Annotated in this window: 16 protein-coding genes; 11 read left to right on the top strand and 5 right to left on the bottom strand. The window is 45.7% G+C overall.

The genetic code is table 11. From position 1 onward, the window contains the following. The first annotated feature begins 35 nt into the window (after positions 1-35). A complete protein-coding gene (locus DXN04_RS13435; protein ID WP_116853869.1) occupies positions 36-1343 on the top strand; it encodes a cryptochrome/photolyase family protein in 1308 nt (435 codons plus the stop codon). Positions 1344-1365: 22 nt separating this feature from the next. Here the strand turns inward: DXN04_RS13435 and DXN04_RS13430 are convergent, their stop codons facing one another. Both DXN04_RS13430 and mqnB read right to left on the bottom strand, forming a co-directional pair. Next, entirely contained in the window at positions 1366-2151 is a 786-nt protein-coding gene (locus tag DXN04_RS13430; protein WP_116853868.1) for a 1,4-dihydroxy-6-naphthoate synthase, read from the bottom strand. 11 nt (positions 2152-2162) lie between these two features. Beyond that, entirely contained in the window at positions 2163-2828 is a 666-nt protein-coding gene (gene mqnB, locus DXN04_RS13425; protein ID WP_116853867.1) for a futalosine hydrolase, read from the bottom strand. 156 nt (positions 2829-2984) lie between these two features. Between mqnB and DXN04_RS13420 the strand changes: the two genes are divergently transcribed. The 3 genes from DXN04_RS13420 to fabD all read left to right on the top strand — a co-directional run bounded on the left by DXN04_RS13420 (position 2985) and on the right by fabD (position 5069). Then, positions 2985-3395 (top strand): 6-pyruvoyl trahydropterin synthase family protein, encoded by a 411-nt coding sequence (locus DXN04_RS13420; protein WP_116853866.1) that lies wholly within the window; start codon positions 2985-2987, stop codon positions 3393-3395. A gap of 33 nt (positions 3396-3428) precedes the next feature. After that, complete coding sequence (folE, locus tag DXN04_RS13415; RefSeq protein ID WP_116853865.1) at positions 3429-4022, top strand: GTP cyclohydrolase I FolE; 594 nt, start codon at positions 3429-3431, stop codon at positions 4020-4022. Positions 4023-4175: 153 nt separating this feature from the next. After that, on the top strand, positions 4176-5069 hold the full coding sequence (gene fabD, locus DXN04_RS13410) for an ACP S-malonyltransferase (RefSeq protein ID WP_116853864.1): 894 nt from the start codon (positions 4176-4178) through the stop codon (positions 5067-5069). Positions 5070-5150: 81 nt separating this feature from the next. On the opposite strand, the gene DXN04_RS13405 is transcribed toward fabD, so the two are convergent. Beyond that, entirely contained in the window at positions 5151-5996 is an 846-nt protein-coding gene (locus DXN04_RS13405) for a GNAT family N-acetyltransferase (protein ID WP_116853863.1), read from the bottom strand. Between the two features lie 12 nt (positions 5997-6008). Next, positions 6009-6461: a GNAT family N-acetyltransferase gene (locus DXN04_RS13400; RefSeq protein WP_116853862.1), complete on the bottom strand. Its 453-nt coding sequence runs from the start codon at positions 6459-6461 to the stop codon at positions 6009-6011. 64 nt (positions 6462-6525) lie between these two features. Between DXN04_RS13400 and DXN04_RS13395 the strand changes: the two genes are divergently transcribed. The 5 genes from DXN04_RS13395 (at position 6526) to DXN04_RS13375 (ending at position 11964) form a co-directional block, all read left to right on the top strand. Further along, entirely contained in the window at positions 6526-7017 is a 492-nt protein-coding gene (locus tag DXN04_RS13395) for a DinB family protein (protein ID WP_116853861.1), read from the top strand. Between the two features lie 243 nt (positions 7018-7260). Then, positions 7261-7956, top strand: a complete 696-nt coding sequence (locus DXN04_RS13390; protein WP_116853860.1) for an NUDIX hydrolase — start codon at positions 7261-7263, stop codon at positions 7954-7956. Positions 7957-7967: 11 nt separating this feature from the next. Further along, positions 7968-8177 (top strand): ArsR family transcriptional regulator, encoded by a 210-nt coding sequence (locus DXN04_RS13385; protein ID WP_116853859.1) that lies wholly within the window; start codon positions 7968-7970, stop codon positions 8175-8177. Positions 8178-8239: 62 nt separating this feature from the next. After that, positions 8240-10129, top strand: a complete 1890-nt coding sequence (locus DXN04_RS13380) for an ATP-binding protein (protein ID WP_116853858.1) — start codon at positions 8240-8242, stop codon at positions 10127-10129. Beyond that, positions 10114-11964: a hypothetical protein gene (locus DXN04_RS13375; RefSeq protein ID WP_116853857.1), complete on the top strand. Its 1851-nt coding sequence runs from the start codon at positions 10114-10116 to the stop codon at positions 11962-11964. Before DXN04_RS13380 ends, DXN04_RS13375 begins: the two co-directional genes overlap by 16 nt. Positions 11965-12088: 124 nt before the next feature. On the opposite strand, the gene DXN04_RS13370 is transcribed toward DXN04_RS13375, so the two are convergent. Continuing rightward, positions 12089-13087, bottom strand: a complete 999-nt coding sequence (locus tag DXN04_RS13370) for a beta-ketoacyl-ACP synthase III (protein WP_116853856.1) — start codon at positions 13085-13087, stop codon at positions 12089-12091. 138 nt (positions 13088-13225) lie between these two features. On the opposite strand from DXN04_RS13370, the gene ruvA reads away from it, so the two are divergent. Both ruvA and sov read left to right on the top strand, forming a co-directional pair. Beyond that, entirely contained in the window at positions 13226-13813 is a 588-nt protein-coding gene (ruvA, locus tag DXN04_RS13365; protein WP_116853855.1) for a Holliday junction branch migration protein RuvA, read from the top strand. Between the two features lie 270 nt (positions 13814-14083). Beyond that, a complete protein-coding gene (gene sov, locus DXN04_RS13360) occupies positions 14084-21316 on the top strand; it encodes a T9SS outer membrane translocon Sov/SprA (protein WP_116853854.1) in 7233 nt (2410 codons plus the stop codon). Positions 21317-21319: the final 3 nt, after the last annotated feature.

Here is a 21319-nt window from a genome sequence, read left to right as displayed (position 1 = left end):
GTTTCATTGAGAATTTGCAAAACTAACCTCATATTATGCCTGCCACCGTTAATTTATGCTGGTTACGCCGTGACCTGCGATTGCTGGATCATGCAGCGTTATACCACGCTTTAAAATCAGAACATCCTGTCGTACCTGTATTTGTATTTGATACCGTCATCCTGAATGATCTGGAAGATAAATATGACCGCAGGGTTACCTTTATCCGCGATACGCTGGAAGAAATGCAGGAACAATTATCAAAACTGGGTAGCAGCCTGGATGTATTTCATGGTACGCCCGAAGAAGCCTTTGCGTATTACACCACGCAGTACAACGTGCATACAGTGTATGCCAATATCGATTACGAGCCTTATGCCCGTGATCGCGACAAGGCCATCGGCAAGCTTTTGAAAGCAAAAGGAATTGCGTTCAAACTGTACAAAGATCAGGTAATCTTTGACAGGGACGAAATTCTGAAAGATAACGGCGAACCATATACGGTATACACGCCTTACAGTAAAAAATGGCGGGCCAGACTAAATGATTTTTACCTGAAAGCATATCCTGTAGAAAAGTATTTCCGCAACTTTTACAAACAAAAAAGCACTCGTATTCCCTCATTGCGTACCATGGGATTCATGCCCGGTGAAAGAGATTTCCCTTCCGTAAAAGTAAAGGACAGTCTCATTGAAAACTATGATAAAACAAGAGATTTGCCAGGTATTCACGGTACCACGCATTTAGGCATGCACCTGCGTTTCGGCACCATCAGTATAAGGGAACTGGCAGAGCGTGCCAATCATCTGAACCAAACATTCCTGGGAGAACTGATATGGAGAGATTTCTTCCATATGATCCTATGGCATTATCCACAGGTAGTAGAGCAGTCATTCAGAAAAGAATATGATAAGATTAAGTGGAGAAATAATGAAGCGGAATTTAAGAAATGGTGTGATGGCGAAACCGGCTACCCGATTGTGGATGCAGGCATGCGCGAATTGAATGCAACCGGCTTTATGCACAACAGGGTGCGTATGATCACTGCAAGCTTTTTAACCAAACATTTGCTGATAGACTGGAGATGGGGAGAAGCATATTTTGCAGCAAAATTACTCGACTATGACCTCGCTGCAAACAATGGCAACTGGCAGTGGGCCGCAGGATGTGGTTGTGATGCAGCACCTTATTTCAGGGTGTTCAATCCATCATTACAAACAGAGCGATTCGATCCTGATCTGAAATATGTGAGGAAGTGGGTACCGGAGCTGGATGAGTTAACATATCCCCGTCCAATGGTCATCCATGAAGAGGCAAGAAAAAGAGTATTGGAAGTATATAAAAAAGCAGTCGCGAAAAGTTAACGCGACTGCTCCTGTAATTTTTTTATTTAGCAGCTGCCATTAATCTCTCTATCGCAGCTCTGCCGGTTTCTCCCAGATCCAGTGAGAAGTCGTTTACATACAATTCAATATGCTGGCGCATCACACTTTCCTCCATTTCCTGTGCATGAGCAGTCACGAAAGGAGAGAGGTTAGGATAGTGCTTGTATGATTCCTGCAGGCTATCGTGAATCAGTTTGTCTACCTGTTGTTTCAATGCAGCAGGCAGGGATTTTCTGATGACGATACCACCCAATGGAATCGGGCTGCCAGTAGTGCTTTCCCAATATTCTCCAAGGTCAATGATCTTCACCAGACCTCTCTGTTGATAAGTGAACCTGTTTTCATGAATAATCACACCCGCATCTACACGGCCATCCAGTACCGCGTTTTCAATGTCTGAGAAGACCAGGATCTCCTTGTTTTTTGCTTCAGGAAATGCAGTGGAGAAAAGCAGGTTCGCAGTAGTGTTAATACCAGGAATAGCGATCTTACAATCTTTGATCTTTTCCTTATCGATCGGTTTCTTTGCGATCAGCAGTGGACCACAACCTCTGCCCAGGGCAGAACCACTGTTCAGCAACTCATATTGATGTAATACTTTAGGAAGTACACCATAGCTTAGTTTGGTGATATCCAGTTTACCTTCCAGTGCCCATTTGTTCAGTGTTTCCACGTCTTCCAGGCGGGTGTTGAACGTTAAGCCTTTCGTGTCGATCTTGTTGTTCACCATGGCATCAAAGATAAAAGTATCGTTGGGGCATGGCGAAAATCCGAGTGTTAATTCCATATTGCTTTGCTTTAGGAGGCAGATCCCTGTCTCAGATGTTCAATATATGTGATCAAATTTTCATTCAGTTGTTGAATGGCCAGTGGAATTTTCCACCTTGACTTATCGCGTACTTCCACGTAGTTGGAGATGCTGCGGAGCTGGAAGAAAGGAATCCTCTCCAGCAGACAGGCGTAATGAAAGGCGGCCCCTTCCATGCTTTCCACCGCAGGATCATATTTATCTACGAGTTGCTGGCGGGTACGCTCACTACCGCTGACAGTATTGATGGTCACGCCGCTTACCCGTTCGAGCGCAGGTAAATGTGGCACTCCTTCGAACAGATTGACCAGTTGTTTGTTAGTAAACGGTGGCTGATCAGGTTGCCATAGATTGGTTTCAAAGAGGTCTTTGAAGGCCTGGTCGTCTTCCACGCCTAGGTCACCCAGTTGCTCCCTGTCAATGATGACGGTTTTGCCCATTTCCCAGGAATGATCAAAGCAGCCGGCGATACCTGCCTGGATAACAAGGTCAGGGCGATTAGCAGCAAGATAACGACCCAGGTGATAGGCAGTGTGCATCATGCCGATGCCATGAACAAGGGTAGTGATCTGGATATCAGGGTGATTGAAACCTGACAGGTAGTCGGAGAAAGGTTGCATCTCGAAAGGTGTGGCAGCAATGACCAGAATTTTCATGTTGCAAATATCGGAATAAAAGGTATTGCCTCATTTTCGTTTTTTTAGCGGGTCCGCCGCCCTTTGCCTCACCGCCAATCAACTGATGCCGTAGGCATCAGTTGATTGGCTTGTCCTTCAATTGTTGTACTTTTGCGGAAAATTGCAGCTAATCACATGATCTATTTAACGCGTGTGGAAAACTTCAATGCGGCGCATAAATTGTCTAATCCCGCCTGGAGTAAGGAAAAAAATAAAGAAGTGTTTGGAAAGTGTGCTAATGAGAATTGGCATGGTCATAATTATGAATTGCATGTTACCGTAAAAGGCAATCCTGATCCTGAAACAGGCTTTGTTTTTAACGCTAAAACACTGGGGAATTTAATCGAAGAATATGTGGTGGAACAGGTAGACCACCGCAACCTCAATATGGATGTAGCATTCATGGCTGGCAAGTTCACCTCAGCGGAGAACCTGGCCATCGGAATCTGGGAGCAGCTGGCCCCTCATTTGCCGGAAGGCGTACAGCTCCACTGCATTAAGTTGTACGAAACACCCCGTATCTATGTGGAATATTACGGAGGGTAGTAATTAATTAGTTGATCTTAAGATGAATAAGCAATGGCTTACAAGAAGGTAGAATCTTACGATGAGAAGGTAACTTCCGATCTTATCGGGCATTACAAAAATACTATCACCCTATTGGGTGAAGATGTGGAAAGAGAAGGATTGCAAAAGACACCTGAGCGGGTAGCGAAGGCAATGCAGTACCTCACCACAGGTTATCAGCAGGATGCAAGAGATATATTGAACAGTGCCAAATTCACAGAGTCATATAGTGAGATGGTAATTGTGAAGGATATCGAGTTGTACTCCCTGTGCGAGCACCATATGTTGCCTTTCTTTGGCAAGGCGCACATCGCCTATATCCCGAACGGCTACATCACCGGCCTGAGCAAACTGGCCAGAGTAGTAGATGTGTATGCCAGGAGATTACAGGTACAGGAACGCATGACGCACCAGATCCTGGATGCCATCCAGGATACCCTGCAGCCCCTGGGCGTAGCAGTGGTGATAGAAGCACAGCACCTGTGTATGATGATGAGAGGCGTACAGAAGCAGAACTCTGTGACGACCACTTCCGCCTTTTCAGGGCAGTTTGAAGATGGCAGAACCCGAAGCGAGTTCATGCGATTGCTCGGTCAAAGTATTTAAACGAAAATCTGAACCCTCTCGAAAGAGAGGGTTTTTTTATTGGATGCAAATTTTGATATATCACAAAGACTATGAATATTTGCAATCCTAATCACTGAGATATGTATTTAATGTTAATACATATGTCTGATAGGCAACCGTAAATCAATGTAAATGAAACACGCTTACGTATTTCCCGGTCAGGGCGCTCAGTTCCCGGGTATGGGTAAAAACCTGTATGACACCAATCCAACGGCAAAAGACTTATTTGAGAAGGCTAATGAAATCCTTGGCTTTCGTATATCTGATGTAATGTTTACAGGTACTGATGAGGACCTGAAACAAACCCGTGTTACACAACCGGCTGTATTCCTGCACAGCGTAATAGCATTTCTCTGCGGTGCAGAAGGTGCTAAGCCTGATATGGTTGCCGGTCACTCCCTGGGTGAATTTTCATCACTGGTAGCAAATGGTGCACTTACATTTGAAGATGCCCTGAAACTGGTATATATCAGGGCTACAGCTATGCAGAAGGCATGTGAACAAAATCCTTCTACTATGGCAGCAGTACTGGGCCTGGAAGATGCAAAGGTGGAAGAAATCTGTAAAGCGGTGAGCGAAGAAACCGGTGAGGTAGTAGTAGCGGCAAATTATAACTGCCCTGGTCAGCTGGTGATTTCCGGCTCTCTGAAAGGGATTGAAGTAGCTTGTGAAAGAATGAAGGCTGCAGGTGCAAAACGTGCACTGGTATTGCCTGTAGGCGGTGCTTTCCATAGTCCGCTGATGGCCCCTGCAAGAGAAGAACTGAAGGCGGCGATCGAAAAAACAACTTTCAGTACGCCTACCTGCCCGGTGTACCAGAATGTGGTAGCGAAAGCAGTAAGCAATCCGGCAGAAATCAAGCAGAACCTGATTGATCAGTTGACAGGTGCGGTGAAGTGGACCCAGTCCGTGCAGGCAATGGTAGCAGATGGTGCAACTAATTTCACCGAAGCGGGCCCGGGCAAGGTGCTGCAGGGCTTGATCCAGAAGATTCATAAAGAAGCTGTGGTGAACGGCATTAACTAAGCACCTGAATTAATTCTATATAAAAAAGACAGCTTTTGCTCCCTGGCAAAAGCTGTCTTTTTTTATATAGCTATGGCCAGCTTAAATACATATTTTCATTTCATATTGCGTCAGGATTTCTGACATCCCCATATGTTCTAAAAAACTGATCAATCCCTTGTTCTGCGCATCCACATTAATCAATGTAAATGGATTCCCCAAAGCCTCTGCAGCCTGTTGCATTAAAGCTGTTCCTATTCCCCTGCGCCGCATCTCTTTTTTCACCCCTATCTGCCTTATCCGCCTGCTGGCAAGAAATACGCTGATATAACCTACTATCTCATGCTCCACCAGCGCTACCCAGGTGGTAGTATGCTGTTTTTCCCTTCTTACACTCGCTATGCTATTCGACCAGCTGGGTACCTGGTCAGCAAATGGATGTACAATGCTTTCAGGAGGTAATAAGTTCTTCTGAATCAAAACACCCTTCATTGCTTTCTTTGTTAGCGGCACCTCCCCTTTAAAACAAAGAAATCTTCGCTGCTGCTCAAACCCCGCATTCTCATAAGCCTTAATCGCCTTCTGGTTAGTCGCAATCACCTCCAGCAAAATCTCCTTCACCCCCTGCTGCTGGTATTTCGGTATAAAATACTCATACAACTCCTGCACCAGGTGCCTTCCCCTTGCCATAGGCACCACCCCTGTACCTCCATTATACAGCACTTCCGGCCTGCTCTCCTCCCTGCCATGCAATATAAACCCATACAAGTCATCCCCCTGGAAAGCCCCTGCCGAGCAATCCAGCTGTATACTTTCCCCTGTCAGCTTTTGCTGCAACAGGGAAACTGTCAGTTGCATAGGAATCACATAATCGCTGAAGGCTTCGTTAAAAACCTGGCAAAGCTGATTTGTAGCAACGCCTTTCAGGTGGTGGAATCTATAAAGCATAACGAAAGTTTATCAGAAGCTGATGCTGGCATTCCACCACTCAGGGTCGAAGCTGGCATCATATTTTTTATAAAAATTAATAGCCGGCTCATTCCATTCAAGTACCTGCCACACCATACCATTGTATTTCTTCTCCCGGGCTTCTTCCAACAGCTTGTCAAACAGTAGTTTACCAATTCCCCGACCCCTGTAGCTTTCCGTTACCAGCAGGTCTTCCAGGTACATGCGGCAACCTTTCCAGGTAGAATAGCGAATATAATAGAGGGCAAAACCAATGATCTGGTCGCCGTCTACCGCTGCAAAGGCTTTCCAGACAGGGCTTTCGCCAAACCCTGCATCGGTAAACTGTTCTAGTGTTACAGTCACTTCATCGGGTGCTTTCTCGTATTCCGCCAGTTCCCTGATCAGTTCCAGCAAGCGTGGACAATCTTCTCTTCGTACATTCCTGATGGTAATTGGTGTCATATATATTTTTACTGTTGTATAAAATTTCGGTATTTTGTTGAAAGGTAACAAAAACTCAATAATATTGAAGGAAGTCGTACTCAATATGGCTGCTTATCACTACTGGGCTAATCAGCGTTTGGCAGCAGTACTGAAAAAGCTGAGCGAAGCACAGTTGGATCAGGAACTGGTGAGTAGTTTTCCCAGCATACGCCAAACGGTGTATCACATGTGGGATGCGGAAAGTGTGTGGAAACAACGGTTAGAACTGGTAGAACAAACGAAGAAGCCGGCCCCCCGATTCAGGGGTACATTCGAAGCTGCCTGCGATGAGTGGATCACAGTATCCCGGCAATTGCTGGAGATGGTACAACAGATCAACCCCGCAAAACTATCTCATACGGTAGCTTATTACAACAGCCAGAAACAATATGGTAAATTAACCGTTATAGAAATACTGATGCACGTTTTTAATCACGCTACTTATCACCGTGGCCAGTTGGTCACACTCTTAAGACAGGTCGGCGTGACGAAAATTCCGGGTATGGATTTTAGCGGGTATGTTAAAAAGGGCTGATGATTCATGCTCCCAACAGTACTTTATCTGGGAACAAATGAAAAATACCCTGAAAATAACAATACCAGCTGGCCAATGACAGCGCTTCCACGTGGCCGTCTTTTCAGCAAAAGTTATTGCTCATCCCGGAAGTAGCAGGAAAATGTAGCATCTTTGCAGCTTATAGATGAAAAAAAACTGGTTTCACGGCTTTGTCAGCTGCAATATAAGAGGGCCGTCAACCACGCAGACAATTAATTTTCAATGAGTGCACAATCATTTTATGCAAATGTACCTCAGCACCTGGTAGCAGTAGACTGTATAATTTTTGGATTTGAAAATGGAAGGCTGAAATTACTGATCATGCAGCGGAAAGTCGATCCCATGCAGGGCGACTGGTCATTGATGGGAGGCTTTCTACAACAAAATGAAAGTGTAGACGATGCTGCTGCCCGCGTATTGAAACAAACCACGGGACTGGAAAACATTTACATGGATCAACTGGGCTGTTATGGCGATGTAGGTAGAGATAGCGGTGCAAGGGTGATCTCCATGGCTTACTATGCACTGATCCGCATCACAGAACAGGAGAATGTTCCTTCACAGGCATACAGCGCCCACTGGCTGGAACTGCATCAGATCCCTAACCTGATCTTTGACCACAGGCAGATGATAGCCGATGCCCTGAAGAAACTGCGCGACAATGCGCACTTTCATCCCATCGGGTTCGAACTGCTGCCGGAGAAATTTACTTTGTCGCAGCTCCGCAGCCTGTACGAAGAAATCTTCCAGCATGAGCTGGACAAACGCAACTTTAGAAAGAAAATCCTCTCCATGAACATATTGGAAAAACTGGAAGAAAAGGATAAAACCACCTCCAAGAAAGGTGCACACCTATACCGGTTTGATAAACTGAAATATGAAGAACTAAAGACGAGGGGACTGGTATTTGAAATCTAATCCAGCATTATATGAAAAAGCAAACGAACGATGTGCCTAAGCCAGCAAAATTTTGTTATGCGCACATTGGCGGTAAACTGGGGGAACTGCTGGCATCCGCTTTTATTGAAAATGGGTGGATCGCAAGGGATGGAGCTGACAATAAACACTTTTACATTACCCCAACAGGTGAACAGGCCCTGACTAAAATGGGTGTCGACCTGTCCCTGATAAAATCGTGATAGCTATTTAGCTGCAACATTTGATCTTCCGTAACTATAATACATGGCTATTATACAGTGTAATGGCAACTGTCGGACTATTGATCCGCTGTGAGCAGTCTTTTGGCCAGATCCAAAAGCTAAAGAATGCCCTGGCTGTAACCCAGGACAGTGTGACCTATTCCCGTATCCTCATAGCCCTCGCCCAGAAATACCAGAACCGCCAGCTGGATACCTGCTTTCAATACCTCAACATGGCCAGAGGCGTTACCAAACGCATCGGCTTCAAATGGGGCGAAGCAGAAGTATACAGAGGGCTGGGTGGCTATTATGCCTATCGTGACAACAGTTACCTCTCTTTTCGTTTTTACCTCGATGCATTAAAACTATACAGGGAACTAAAAGATAGCACAGGTATGACCCTCGTGAATATCAAACTGGGAGTCTACCAGCATTACCAGGGGCAGCATAGCGAAGCCGAAGGCTATATCAAACAAGCCCTGGCCATGGCTATGCACATGCGCAACGATAGTGTAATGTCCGCAGTAATGGCCAATTACTTTTTCATTTACCGCAACGATACCGCCCACCAGGCACTCGCCAGCCGTTACCTCGCAAACGCTTACCAACTGGCCATGAAAGGCGGGCATACCCGTATGATCATTTATTCAGGATTACTCAAAGCCGATGAAATTTATGACCAGGGAGATACTGCATTAGCTGTCGCCAAAGTAAAAGAACTCGTGCGCATTGCCATGAAAAAAGGTTTCCTCTATCATGCATTATATGGATATGCACAACTCGCAGATTATGCCATACAGGCACATAGTGCCGACTCTGTAATCTATCAGAAAGAAGTGATCAGGCTCGGACTGGAAGGAGGTTACAGGGAAATTGTATTGCCGGTGGTCGCAAAGTTTTACCGCTTTTATGAACTGCGGCATCAGACCAAAGAAGCCGATTATTATGCAGACCTGATGGCAGATATTACTGAGCTGTACGAACAAAGCCGTTCACAGGGTGAACAGGATTACATGGATTATTACCTGCAGGGAAAGCAGTTGCGGCAACTACAATTACAACACGATTTTCAGCAGCAACAACTGGACAGAAAAGCACTGGAAGCCAGAAGCCGTTACCTGGTCATTGTGTGCCTGATCGTATTACTGATCCTGTTGATCTTATTACTGCTTGACCTCAACCGCTCTCACCGCAGCTCCCGTAAGAATGCAGATAGCCTGCGCGAAATGAATAAATATATCAGTGAACAAAATGCACTGCTGCGTACCCATGATGATTTCAAGAATAAACTGATCTCACTCATAGCACACGATTTCCGTTCTCCACTGATCCAGATTATTGAAATCACCGCTTACCTGCAACAGGGCGCTTTCTCTGTGCAGGAAGCTGCCATCCTCTTCAAAAGACTGGAAAACAACGCAGAAAATACCTTACAGATCTTTGAGAACATTCTTCGCTGGATCAGGACACAGCTCAGTGGTTTTATCTACCAGCCAGTGCCCTGTACCCCTGCCGCCCTGATAAAAGAAGCCATGAATGCTATGAAAGAAGAAATACTGGAAAGGCAGGTGCAGATCTCAGTACAGGTGCCTGCTGATCTGCAGGTCCTGGCAGACAAAGAGATGTTGCAGTTTGTACATCGCAACCTCCTGCACAATGCCGTCAAGTTCAGCCCGGAAAGAGGCACCATCGCCATCACTGCCGGTATTGACAAGGAAATGGTAACAATAAACATCGCCGATGAAGGAACGGGCATTTCAACAGACATGCTGGATCACCTGTTCGAATATCGCCCCGAAAATAAAGGAACAAAACCTTCAAAAGGAGGAGCAGGTTTAGCACTGATCATCTGTAAAGACTTCATGGACAAAATGGGAGGAATTATTGTAGCAGAGAACCACGCCGACAAAGGCTGTTCATTTTCATATACATTACCGTGTTCAAAAAACTAGCCGTCATATTACTCCTGTTCACACAGGTGGTATGTGCACAAAAGAGTGCCGTACAGCAACTGCGCCGTCAACTGGCGAAGGTGCAGGATAGTATTGTATACACAAATGTATTGAATGAACTGAGCATGAAGTGGCACCTCATCAATGCAGATAGTTGCTTCTGGTATGCAGTGCAGGCAAGGGATGTGGCAAACAGGTTGAATTACCGGAAAGGAATTGCGGATGCACTCAATAATCTCAGCATCGCCTATGCACTCAAAGCAAATATCAAACAGGCCATTGAATACGAAGGCAAGGCCCTGGTGTATTACCGCCAAATGGAAGATAACAGCAACATCTGCCAGGTGACCATGAACATGAGCGTCTTCCATAGCCTCGCAGGCATGAATGAAACAGGGCAACAATACCTGTACCAGGCCATGGACCTGGGTAAGAAGCTGGTCTATGATTCTATCTATAGCCTCGTACTGATCAATTATGCCATCCGGTTTAACGATGATAGTACCAAAAGAGACTCCGTACAGTGGGCAATACAAAAAGCCAAAAAGATAGCCGGCAATTATCCCGGTTGCAGCAGGGACCTCTATTACATCCATGCATTTGAAGCCGATAATTTATTCAGAAAAGGAGAGCGCGCCAAAGCAGTGACATGGATCAATTCACTGGCCACACAGGCACAGAAAGATGGATTGATCTATGTGGCAATCGACATTCTCCGGCACATCGAAAATTATTACAAACAAGGCTATCAGCTGGATGTCATTCCATACAAGGAAAAGATTTATGCTTTGGGTAAAATAGCGGGTTATACGGACCTGATGTTGCCGCAGGTAATAAGTATCTACCGCTATTATACCAGGGTGAATAATGCGGCGAAAATGGCGGAATACGGGCATGAACTCTGGACGCTAACTGACAGGCAGGAGGTGATGAAAGACAGCCGGCATGTGAACTACCTGGACTATTTCCTGAAAGAACAGGAGCTGAACGAATGGCACCTCAGCAATAAAATACAAACGGAAAAACTCGCGAGAGCCAATACCCAGCGGTTAGCACGGCGTAAGCTGATTGCTTTTTTGTTTGGCCTATTGATGATCCTCGGTGGTTTTACCTTTTCCCGTTATCGCAGTTACCGTTACCTGCAGCAGCAGGAAGAGCTGCTTGCAAACATGAACGCAGCAATCTCTGACAAGAACAGGCAACTACAGGTACAGGACGATTTTAAGAACAAGCTCATCTCAGTAGTAGCGCATGATTTCAGGGAACCCCTGCAGAATATTATCAAAGTATCTGCCTTATTCCGGAATGGAGACGCAGATCCTGCCCTGAGGCAAAAACTGATAAAGGATACGGAAAGCAGCAGCAGGAAGACCCTTGAAATCTTTGATAACATCTTACGATGGATCAAGTCCCAGCTATCCGGATTTGTATATGCCCCGGCCCCCTGTAACCTCAAAGACATGTTCAGCGGGGTAATAGCAGAGATCCCTGAAGGCTTGCAGGTAGCAGGCGACCAGGCAATGCTGCAGTTCGTACACAGGAGTTTGCTGCAGGGTGCAGCAACGCTTGGCAGAGATGTAAGGGTCGTAGCCGTGCAGGAGGCTGATAGGGTGAAGGTCATGGTAATCAGCTCACCTACCGTATTGACGACGCAGCAGGCCACGAATTTGTTTGCTTATGAAGATGCTGTTTATAGTGTACAGGGAGAAGGAGAGGAGCTGGCCATGCGCTTTATCATCTGCAAAGATTTTATGGATAAGATGGGTGGGCAGATTTGGGCAAATGTAACAGGAGAGCAACTGCAATTGATTTATGCACTGCCCTCATTCAGTTAAAAAAAAGAGGGTGTATCAAAGTAATTTGAACACATTGAGAATTACAAAATCAAAAATTCTCGCCGTCACTTACCCGGATTGAATCCGGGATATTTACTTTTGATACGCCCTCGTATTAATATGATTATTTAGTGTCGTAACCCCATTTCAGGTAAGTAGCACCCCATGTGAAACCACCACCAAAAGCAGCTAATACAAGATTATCACCTTTCTTCAGTTGTTTCTCATAGTCCCAGAGGCACAGTGGCAAAGTACCAGCGGTAGTATTACCATAACGCTGAATGTTCATCATCACTTTCTCTTCAGGCAGTCCCATGCGGTGTGCTGTCGCATCGATGATCCGCTTGTTAGCCTGGTGAGGCACCAGCCATGCAATATCGTCGGAGCTCAGGTTATTACGCTCCATGATTTCTGCAGCAGCGTCCGCCATGTTAGCCACAGCATATTTGAAGACCATTTTACCTTCCTGGTACACATAGTGTTCACGGTTGGTAACGGTTTCAATAGAAGCAGGCTTAGCAGAACCACCCGCCTTCATGTGCAGGTATTCACGGCCATGACCATCGCTTTTCAGCACGCTGTCTATCAAACCATAACCTTCCTCGTTAGGTTCCAGCAGTACGCCAGCACCGCCATCACCAAAGATGATGCAGGTAGTACGGTCAGTATAGTCAATGATGGAGCTCATTTTGTCAGCACCCAACACCATTACTCTTTTATAACGTCCACTTTCAATGAACCGGGCACCAGTATCCAGTGCATACAGGAAACCAGAGCAGGCAGCAGCGATGTCGAATCCAAAGGCATTCTTGGCACCGATTTTATCTGCAACGATATTGGCAGTAGCCGGGAATACCATGTCCGGAGTGACAGTAGCTACAATAATGAGGTCTATATCAGCAGGTGTGATCCCTCTTTTACGGCATATTTCCAGCGCTACAGGTACGCATAACTCAGAAGTCCCTTTCCCCTCGCCTTTCAGAATCCTTCTTTCTGTAATTCCTGTACGGGTGATGATCCATTCATCAGTAGTATCAACCAGTTTCTCCAGCTCTTTGTTAGAGAGAACGTAATCCGGTACATACCCACCTACCGCAGTAATAGCGGCCGTTATTTTGTTCATATTAATAAAATAGATGTTTTAACAGGCCGTAAAAATACATAAGAATTTGGAAATGTAACTTATAAGCCAAAATACCCGCCCCCCATCTTCCCAAAAATCCTTAGGTTTGCCACAAATTAGAATCCTGAATAATCCTGTATGATTGCTTACCTAAATGGAAAACTGTCCTATAAATCCCCTGCCATGGTACATTTGGATGTTCAAGGGGTTGGATACGAAGTGCAGATCAGTTTGAATACGTACTCCCGCATACAGGGTATGGACAACTGTAAATTGCTTACATATCTTCATATAAAAGAAGATGCCCACACATTATACGGCTTTTCCGACGATGCTGAACGCCAGATGTTCCTGTTGCTGATAAGTGTGTCCGGTATTGGTGCGAATACCGCCAGAATGATGCTATCCTCTTTACAACCTGAAGATATTCAACGCGCTATCGCGATGGAAAATGCGAAAATGCTGGAGAGCATAAAAGGAATCGGCGCAAAAACAGCTCAAAGGGTCATCCTGGAGCTAAAAGATAAGATCAAAAAGCAAAAAGACGTTGGGCATCAAATATCTGTAGCTGTAAACAATACAATGCAGGAAGATGCGTTAAATGCATTAGTCACGTTGGGAATAGCCCGTAATGTAGCAGAACAGGCTATAAACAAGGTACTGAAAGCAGAACCACAATTGCAGGATTTAGAAGGACTGATCAAAAAGTCGTTAAAAAGTCTGTAAGCGTAGCACCAATTAAAGCTGGATTTTTATTTTTTAGTTATAGCCGGCCGCCAGGTAACATTGGCTCGCCTCCGCTGTAAAAAACAGTACTGAAAACAGCACCACTATTGCAAATTCTGGAAGAAAAAGACTGTAACAGTACTGAAAGCAAAACCACTATGTCAGATCTGAAATGACCATAGTAGCCCTTCATTTTCAATAAATTGGGTTACTAAGGGGAGTTACAGGTCTGTAAACTTTTACCCTGACCTCTATTAAAACCTATTTCTCTTGTCAAGGAAGACAAATTATGGTGCTATAGCAGTAATAGGAGTCGCTTCCTTTTTTATTGTTAATACTGCAGCAAGGAATCGTTCGGGTTATAGCAGCGATATTTTAAACAAACACTGGCAACCAAAAGATACTGTTGGTAAGGATACCACGGTGAAAGATACTGTCAAACGGGATACTCTCAAGTACCCCATCAAAGACAGGTTCGGCACCCGTATTACTGACCCCGTGCGTAATGAAATCGATCTCAAAGATCCCAAAAACATCACCCAGTCAGTTGATTATGATCCTGTTACCAAAGAATATACTGTATCGGAAAAAATAGGCGACCACTATTACCGCAACCCCACCCTCCTCAGCTTCGAAGAATTTAACAGACTACAGGCACAGAAAAGTGAGCAGGACTACTGGCAAAAAAGGGCCAGTACCCTCGGTTCCCTGAACCAAAAAAATTCAGGCCCCGAACTGTATAAAGGCTCCAAACTGTTTGACAGGATCTTCGGTGGCAACAAAGTGGATATCCGCCCACAAGGTAGCCTTGAACTGACATTCGGTTACCAGGGGCAGAATATCAAAAACCCCGTACTTACCGAGCAAGCCAGGAAAACCGGCGGTTTCGATTTTGATATGAACATCAATATGAACCTGACAGGTAAGATCGGCGACAAACTGAAAATCACCACTAACTATAATACTCAATCCACCTTTGATTTTGAAAACCAGATCAAACTGGAATACACCGGCTACGACGACGAGATCATCAAGAAGATTGAAGCCGGCAACGTGAGCTTCCCACTCCGCAGCACCCTCATTTCCGGGGTGCAATCACTGTTTGGGGTCAAAACCCAAATGCAGTTCGGTCGCCTCACCGTTACCTCCGTTCTCTCTAACCAGAAATCCCAGAAACAAAACCTCCTCATCAAAGGCGGTACCCAGGTACAGGATTTCACCATCCGGGCAGACGAGTATGAAGATAACCGGCACTTCCTCTTAGGACAGTTCTTCCGCGATACATTTAATTATAGCATGAGCAACCTGCCCGTGATCAAATCACTGGCATACGTAAACCGTATTGAGGTGTGGGTAACCAACAAAACCGGAGCCACCACCAATACCCGCGACATCGTAGGTCTGATGGACCTTGCAGAATATGCACCTTATAACCAGACGGTCACAGTTACCCCCGGTGCTCACCTGCCGGCAAACGGAACGAACAACCTCTACTCCAACGTGATCGCTGATGCCGCCAGCCGCTATACAGGAACAGTGGTCAGCAGGTTACAGGCTATGGGATTGCAGGGCGTACAGGAATATGAAAAGACCTTTGCCCGTAAACTCGACTCCTCCGAGTATACCCTGAACCGTCAGCTGGGTTTCATCTCCCTCAACCAGCAGTTGCAGGCCGATGAAGTACTGGCCGTCGCTTACCAATATACTTACAATGGTCGTGTATACCAGGTGGGTGAGTTCTCACAGGATGTACCACCGGATCAGAATAACAGTGCGAACCAGAAAATCCTCTTCCTCAAACTCCTGAAGGCAACCTCTGCCAGACCTAATCTACCCATCTGGGACCTGATGATGAAAAACATCTATTCTACAGGTGCCTACCAGATCAACAGGGCAGACTTTAGTCTGGACATCTATTATAAAGACCCCGGTAGCGAAACCCGCACCCCCAGCGATAAACGATATTTACCGGATGCTACAGGACAGTGGGCAGGAGCGCCATTGATCTCTGTACTGAACCTGGACAGACTGAATAACCAGAATGACCCGCAACCAGATGGGGTGTTCGACTATGTGGAAGGATATACGATCAATTCCAATACAGGACGCGTCATGTTCCCACAACTGGAGCCCTTTGCTCAGGGGATCCAGAAAGCCTTTGGCGGAAACCCGGCACTGGAAAAACAATATATGTTCAAGGTGTTGTACGACTCCATCAAAGTAGTGGCACAGCAATTCCCGCAATTGAACCGATACCTCCTGAAGGGTACTTATAAATCCAGTAACTCTTCCGAAATTCAGCTGGGTGGTTACAACATTCCGCAGGGTTCAGTAACCGTCACTGCAGGCGGCCAGTTGCTCCGTGAAAACGTTGACTACATTATTGACTATAACCTGGGTCGTATCAAGATCGTGAACTCCGGGGTCCTGGCTTCCGGTCAGGCCATCAACGTACAGTTTGAAAACAATGCTTCCTTCGGAACCCAGGTCCGGAACTATTTTGGTACCCGTTTCGATTATGTAGTGAATGAAAAACTGAGCCTTGGTTCTACCATCGCCCGTATGAGTGAGCGCCCTTACTACCAGAAAGTAAACTATGGCGAAGACCCGATCAAGAATACGGTCGTAGGCTTTGACGTGAACTATAATTCTCCGTCAAGAGCACTGACCCGCCTCCTGAATAAACTGCCGAACTTTAATAGTACCACGCCTTCCAACATCATGTTCACCGGTGAGGTGGCCAAATTATTCCCTGGTCACAGCAAACTGGTAAATGCAGCAGGTAGCAGCCAGGGCCAGGTATACATCGATGACTTTGAAGGTTCACAGAGTGGTTATGACCTGAAATACCCCGCTACCAGCTGGGCACTGGCATCTACGCCTTCACAGGCTACAGATAGCGCAGGACTGACTTTGTTCCCGGAATCTGAATTGAACAATCAGTGGGGCTACGGTGCCAACAGGGCAAAACTGGCCTGGTATATCATCGAACCAACCCTGCAGATTCCAAATTCTTCCGGTCTGCCTACAGGTATTACGACGAATGTACAGTCTGATCACCGTACCCGTCTCGTATACCAGCAGGAAATATTCCCGAACAAGTCTACCGACTTTGGTCAGGCACAGTTAAGTACCCTTGACCTGGCATACTATCCTACAGAAAGAGGCCCTTACAACTTTACCGCTGGCAGGGATAGTATCGATGCAAATGGTAAAATGAGAAACCCGGCAAAGAAATGGGCCGGTATCATGCGTGCCCTGGACAACAGTGACTTTGAAACCAGCAACGTAGAGTTCATCGAATTCTGGATCCAGGACCCTTTCATTGATAATCCAAACAGCACCGGTGGTCAGTTGTATTTCAACCTCGGTAATATCTCTGAAGACGTGTTGAAAGATTCTCATAAATTCTTTGAGAATGGTATGCCGGATCCTACCACTGGCCTCGATAAATTAGACTCCACTGAATGGGGTCGCCAGCCTAAGTTCCAGCAGCAGATCACACAGGCATTTGACAATGATCCTGAGATCCGCAAATACCAGGACGTGGGTTACGATGGTCTGCAGAGCGGATACGAACAGAATTACTACAAAGACTATTTGGCCAGACTGGCTGCTAACTTTGGAACCTCTTCCGTAATCTATCAGCAGGCTGCAAAAGATGCTGCGAATGATGACTACGTACACTACCGTGACCTGGATAGTGGAAACATCCTGGTGCGCTATAAGAGATTTAACAACCCGGAAGGCAACTCTCCGGTATCCACTAATTCTACTTATTCCAGGGCAGCGACCAACATTCCTGAAACAGAAGACCTGAACAGGGACAACACGCTGAATGAAACAGAAGAATACTTCCAGTATAGAGTGAACCTGCGCCCAAACATGGCAATAGGTACTAACAATATCGTGGATAAGTTCGATGCAGATGTAACACTGGCAAACGGTACAAAGACAAAAGAAACCTGGTACCAGTTCAAAGTGCCGATCGAAAAATATGATAAGAAAGTTGGAGCTATACCTGACTTCAAGTCCATCCGCTTCATGCGTATGTTCCTCACGAACTTCAATGACTCTGTCGTAGTTCGTTTCGGTAAACTTCAACTGGTGCGTAACCAATGGCGTCAGTATAATTATAAACTGCAGCCAGGTGATCCTATTCCAAATGATGCAGCTACCTCCTTTAACTTAACAGCAGTAAATATTGAAGAGAACTCTTCACGTAAACCATTCAATTATGTATTGCCTCCGGGTGTAACACGTCAGAACACGGTAAGTACCAACAATACTACCTTACAGCTGAACGAACAATCCATGTCATTACAGATCAATGGACTTGAAGATGGCGATACGCGTGGTGTAACCAAGAACTTGGGTATGGACCTGCGCCAGTACAAGCACTTGCAAATGTACCTGCATGCTGAACCTATAGAAGATCCAAACTCCCTGAAGGATGGCGAACTGAGAGCAATTGTAAGAATCGGTAGTGACTTCGTTGAAAACTATTACGAGTACTCAATACCATTGGCAGTTTCTAAACCAGACCAGCCAAGTAATCCAACTAATATCTGGCCTACTGCCAATGATATGGATATCGTGCTCACAAAACTGACAGACCTGAAATTGCGCCGTAATAATTGTGATACCTGTTCCGCACTGAAAGTATACCAGGAATCTGATGGCGCTAATTTTATGAGCGTATTAGGTAATCCAAACTTAGGTGATGTACGTACCATCCTGTTAGGTGTAACCAACCCCGGTGATAATGGATTGAAGAAATCAGGTGAAGTCTGGTTCAATGAATTACGCCTCACAGGCCTGGATGAAAAAGGTGGTTATGCAGGTATGGGTAGACTCGACCTGCAGCTGGCCGATCTCGGTACGATCACGATATCCGGTAATATGCACACTGCCGGATTCGGTAACCTGGATCAACGCGTGAATGAACGCTTCAGGGATAACTATACCCAATACGATGCCGCTGCAAACCTGGATCTGGGTAAACTCCTGCCAAAGAAAGCTGGTATGGTGATTCCTGTATATGCAGGTTATTCAAGAGCGGTAAGCCGTCCGGAATACGATCCATACGATCTGGACATCAAGCTGAAAGATAAACTGCGTATGGCGAAATCTGACTGGCAGCGAGACTCCATCCGCAAAGCAGCAGAGACCTTTACCTCTATCAAGAGCCTGAACTTTACCAATATCCGCAGGGTGAATCCGAACAGGAAGAAATATCACCTCTGGGACCTGGAAAACTTCGACATCAGCTATTCATTCTCTCAGACACTGGCACACTCTCCGATCATTGAAAATGATGTGCTCACCAAGCACAGAGGTGGCCTTGGATATACCTTTACCGGTCAGCCGAAATATGTAACACCGTTTAAGAAACTCTTCAAAACGAAAACAAAATGGCTGGACCTGGTGAAAGATTTCAACTTCAACTATGTACCTTCCCTGCTCAGTTTCAGGGCAGACATCACGCGACAGTTTGGTGCCACACGCATCCGCAATGTAGGTGGTGACGGAACATATAAGTTGCCGGAAACTTTCAATAAATACTTTACGTTCGACAGGTATTATGGTGTGAAATGGGACCTGACCAGGAGCATCAGTATTGACTTCAATGCGGTCAACAATGCACGTATCGATGAGCCGCAGGGAAGGTTGAACACAGAAGCCAAGAAAGATACTATGTGGCGCAACTTCTTTAAACTGGGAAGAACCACAAACTACTATCACTCCGCAAACGTTACTTATACCCTGCCTACAGCCAAACTGCCTTTGACCAGCTGGACAAACGTAGCACTGGGGTATAGTTTCGACTACCGCTGGACAGGCGCTTCATTGCTCGCTAAATACCTGGGTAATGCGATCGAGAATACACAGAACAAAACTGTGATGGCAGAGTTTAAATTCTCTGATCTGTATAACCGGTCCAAATTCCTGCGACAGTTCAGTACCTCAGTTAACAAACGACCGCAACAGAACAATAACAGTAAACAACCGCCAGGCAAAAACCAGCCAGCACAAAATAATACCGCCGACCAGGAGATTTCACCTATCCTGAAAGCTGTGATGAAACCACTGCTGATGCTGAAACGTATCAATGTGGATTACTCTGAAAACAGTGGTACCAAATTGCCGGGTTATATTGATAGTACGAAAGCATTGGGTATGAACTGGGCACACTTTACACCCGGCCTGGGATTTGTGACAGGACAGCAGCCAACGAAAGCATGGCTGGATGACTTTGCGAAAAAAGGATTGATCACTCCGGATACTACCTTCAACGTACAGTTCCAGCAGCAATTCACACAGCGACTGCAGGTACAGGCACAGCTGGAACCTTACAATGACTGGCGTATCGACCTGAGTCTCACCAAGTCCTTCACCAAGACACATACAGAGCTGTTTAAGAACATGGACTCCGCAGGGTATCAACACCTCACACCATACGATGCTGGTGGATTTGAGATCTCTTATGTAGCCGTGAAGACAATGTTTGGTAAGATAGATTCAGAAACAGGAACGACAACGACCTTCCAGGATTTTGAGCGCTATCGTAAAACGATCTCTAACCGCCTGGCTACAGCCAACCCTTACAATAGCGTACCAGGTACACCTACCTACAACACCAAGGATCCTGAGTATCGCTATGGTTACAGCCGTTATGCACAGGATGTGCTGATCCCTGCATTCCTGGCAGCTTATACAGGTAAGAGCCCTGAAAAGATAGGCTTGCTCAAAAATGGTGGCCCTGCAAATGTGCGTAGTAATCCGTTCAGTAATTATATACCTCGTCCAAACTGGCGTGTCACATATAATGGCCTGGCAAAACTGGATCCATTCAAGAACTATTTTACAAACTTCTCTATCACACACGCCTATGTTGGTTCACTGAGCATGAGCTCATATAACTCTGCGTTGCTGTACGAAGATCCAAGACTGGCAGGTTATCCCGGGTTTATTGATACCGTTTCAGGTAACTATATCCCATACTTCCTGGTACCAAACCTGACCATGACAGAGCAGTTTGCACCATTGCTGGGAGTAGATATGACATTTACCAGCAGTTTGAATCTGCGTGTGGAATTCAAGAAGAGCCGTTCACTGAGTTTGAGCCTGATCGATTACCAGTTGACCGAGCTGCGCTCTACAGAAATCACAATGGGCGGTAGCTATCGTATCAGGAATGTGAAATTCAAGTTCCTCGGCGAGCAGACGGGCAAGAAGGTGTCGAACGATATGAACTTCAGGTTGGATTTAAGTTTGCGTGATGATAAGACGGTGAATAATAAACTGGATGCAGACCTTGTAATACCAACAAGTGGACAGAAGGTAATAGGAATAGCACCGTCCATAGATTATGTGGTCAATAACAGGTTGAACTTACGATTCTTCTACGACCGAAGGCAGACGATACCAGTGATCTCTACAGCGTATCCGATCATAAGTACGCGGGGTGGTCTGACACTGAGATTTATGCTTGCACAATAGTTC

The organism is Chitinophaga silvisoli (assembly GCF_003412465.1).
In the GTDB taxonomy this organism is placed as follows: domain Bacteria; phylum Bacteroidota; class Bacteroidia; order Chitinophagales; family Chitinophagaceae; genus Chitinophaga; species Chitinophaga silvisoli.
Note: the sequence above shows the minus strand (reverse complement) of the source record. Positions and strands in the feature narration are given on the sequence as shown.

Excerpts from the sequence above, each read along its gene's own strand:
- DXN04_RS13435 (WP_116853869.1), top strand. The coding sequence starts at position 36 with ATGCCTGCCACCGTTAATTTATGCTGGTTACGCCGTGACCTGCGATTG.
- DXN04_RS13430 (WP_116853868.1), bottom strand. The coding sequence starts at position 2,151 with ATGGAATTAACACTCGGATTTTCGCCATGCCCCAACGATACTTTTATC.
- mqnB (WP_116853867.1), bottom strand. The coding sequence starts at position 2,828 with ATGAAAATTCTGGTCATTGCTGCCACACCTTTCGAGATGCAACCTTTC.
- DXN04_RS13420 (WP_116853866.1), top strand. The coding sequence starts at position 2,985 with ATGATCTATTTAACGCGTGTGGAAAACTTCAATGCGGCGCATAAATTG.
- folE (WP_116853865.1), top strand. The coding sequence starts at position 3,429 with ATGGCTTACAAGAAGGTAGAATCTTACGATGAGAAGGTAACTTCCGAT.
- fabD (WP_116853864.1), top strand. The coding sequence starts at position 4,176 with ATGAAACACGCTTACGTATTTCCCGGTCAGGGCGCTCAGTTCCCGGGT.
- DXN04_RS13405 (WP_116853863.1), bottom strand. The coding sequence starts at position 5,996 with ATGCTTTATAGATTCCACCACCTGAAAGGCGTTGCTACAAATCAGCTT.
- DXN04_RS13400 (WP_116853862.1), bottom strand. The coding sequence starts at position 6,461 with ATGACACCAATTACCATCAGGAATGTACGAAGAGAAGATTGTCCACGC.
- DXN04_RS13390 (WP_116853860.1), top strand. The coding sequence starts at position 7,261 with ATGAGTGCACAATCATTTTATGCAAATGTACCTCAGCACCTGGTAGCA.
- DXN04_RS13385 (WP_116853859.1), top strand. The coding sequence starts at position 7,968 with ATGAAAAAGCAAACGAACGATGTGCCTAAGCCAGCAAAATTTTGTTAT.
- DXN04_RS13380 (WP_116853858.1), top strand. The coding sequence starts at position 8,240 with ATGGCAACTGTCGGACTATTGATCCGCTGTGAGCAGTCTTTTGGCCAG.
- DXN04_RS13370 (WP_116853856.1), bottom strand. The coding sequence starts at position 13,087 with ATGAACAAAATAACGGCCGCTATTACTGCGGTAGGTGGGTATGTACCG.
- ruvA (WP_116853855.1), top strand. The coding sequence starts at position 13,226 with ATGATTGCTTACCTAAATGGAAAACTGTCCTATAAATCCCCTGCCATG.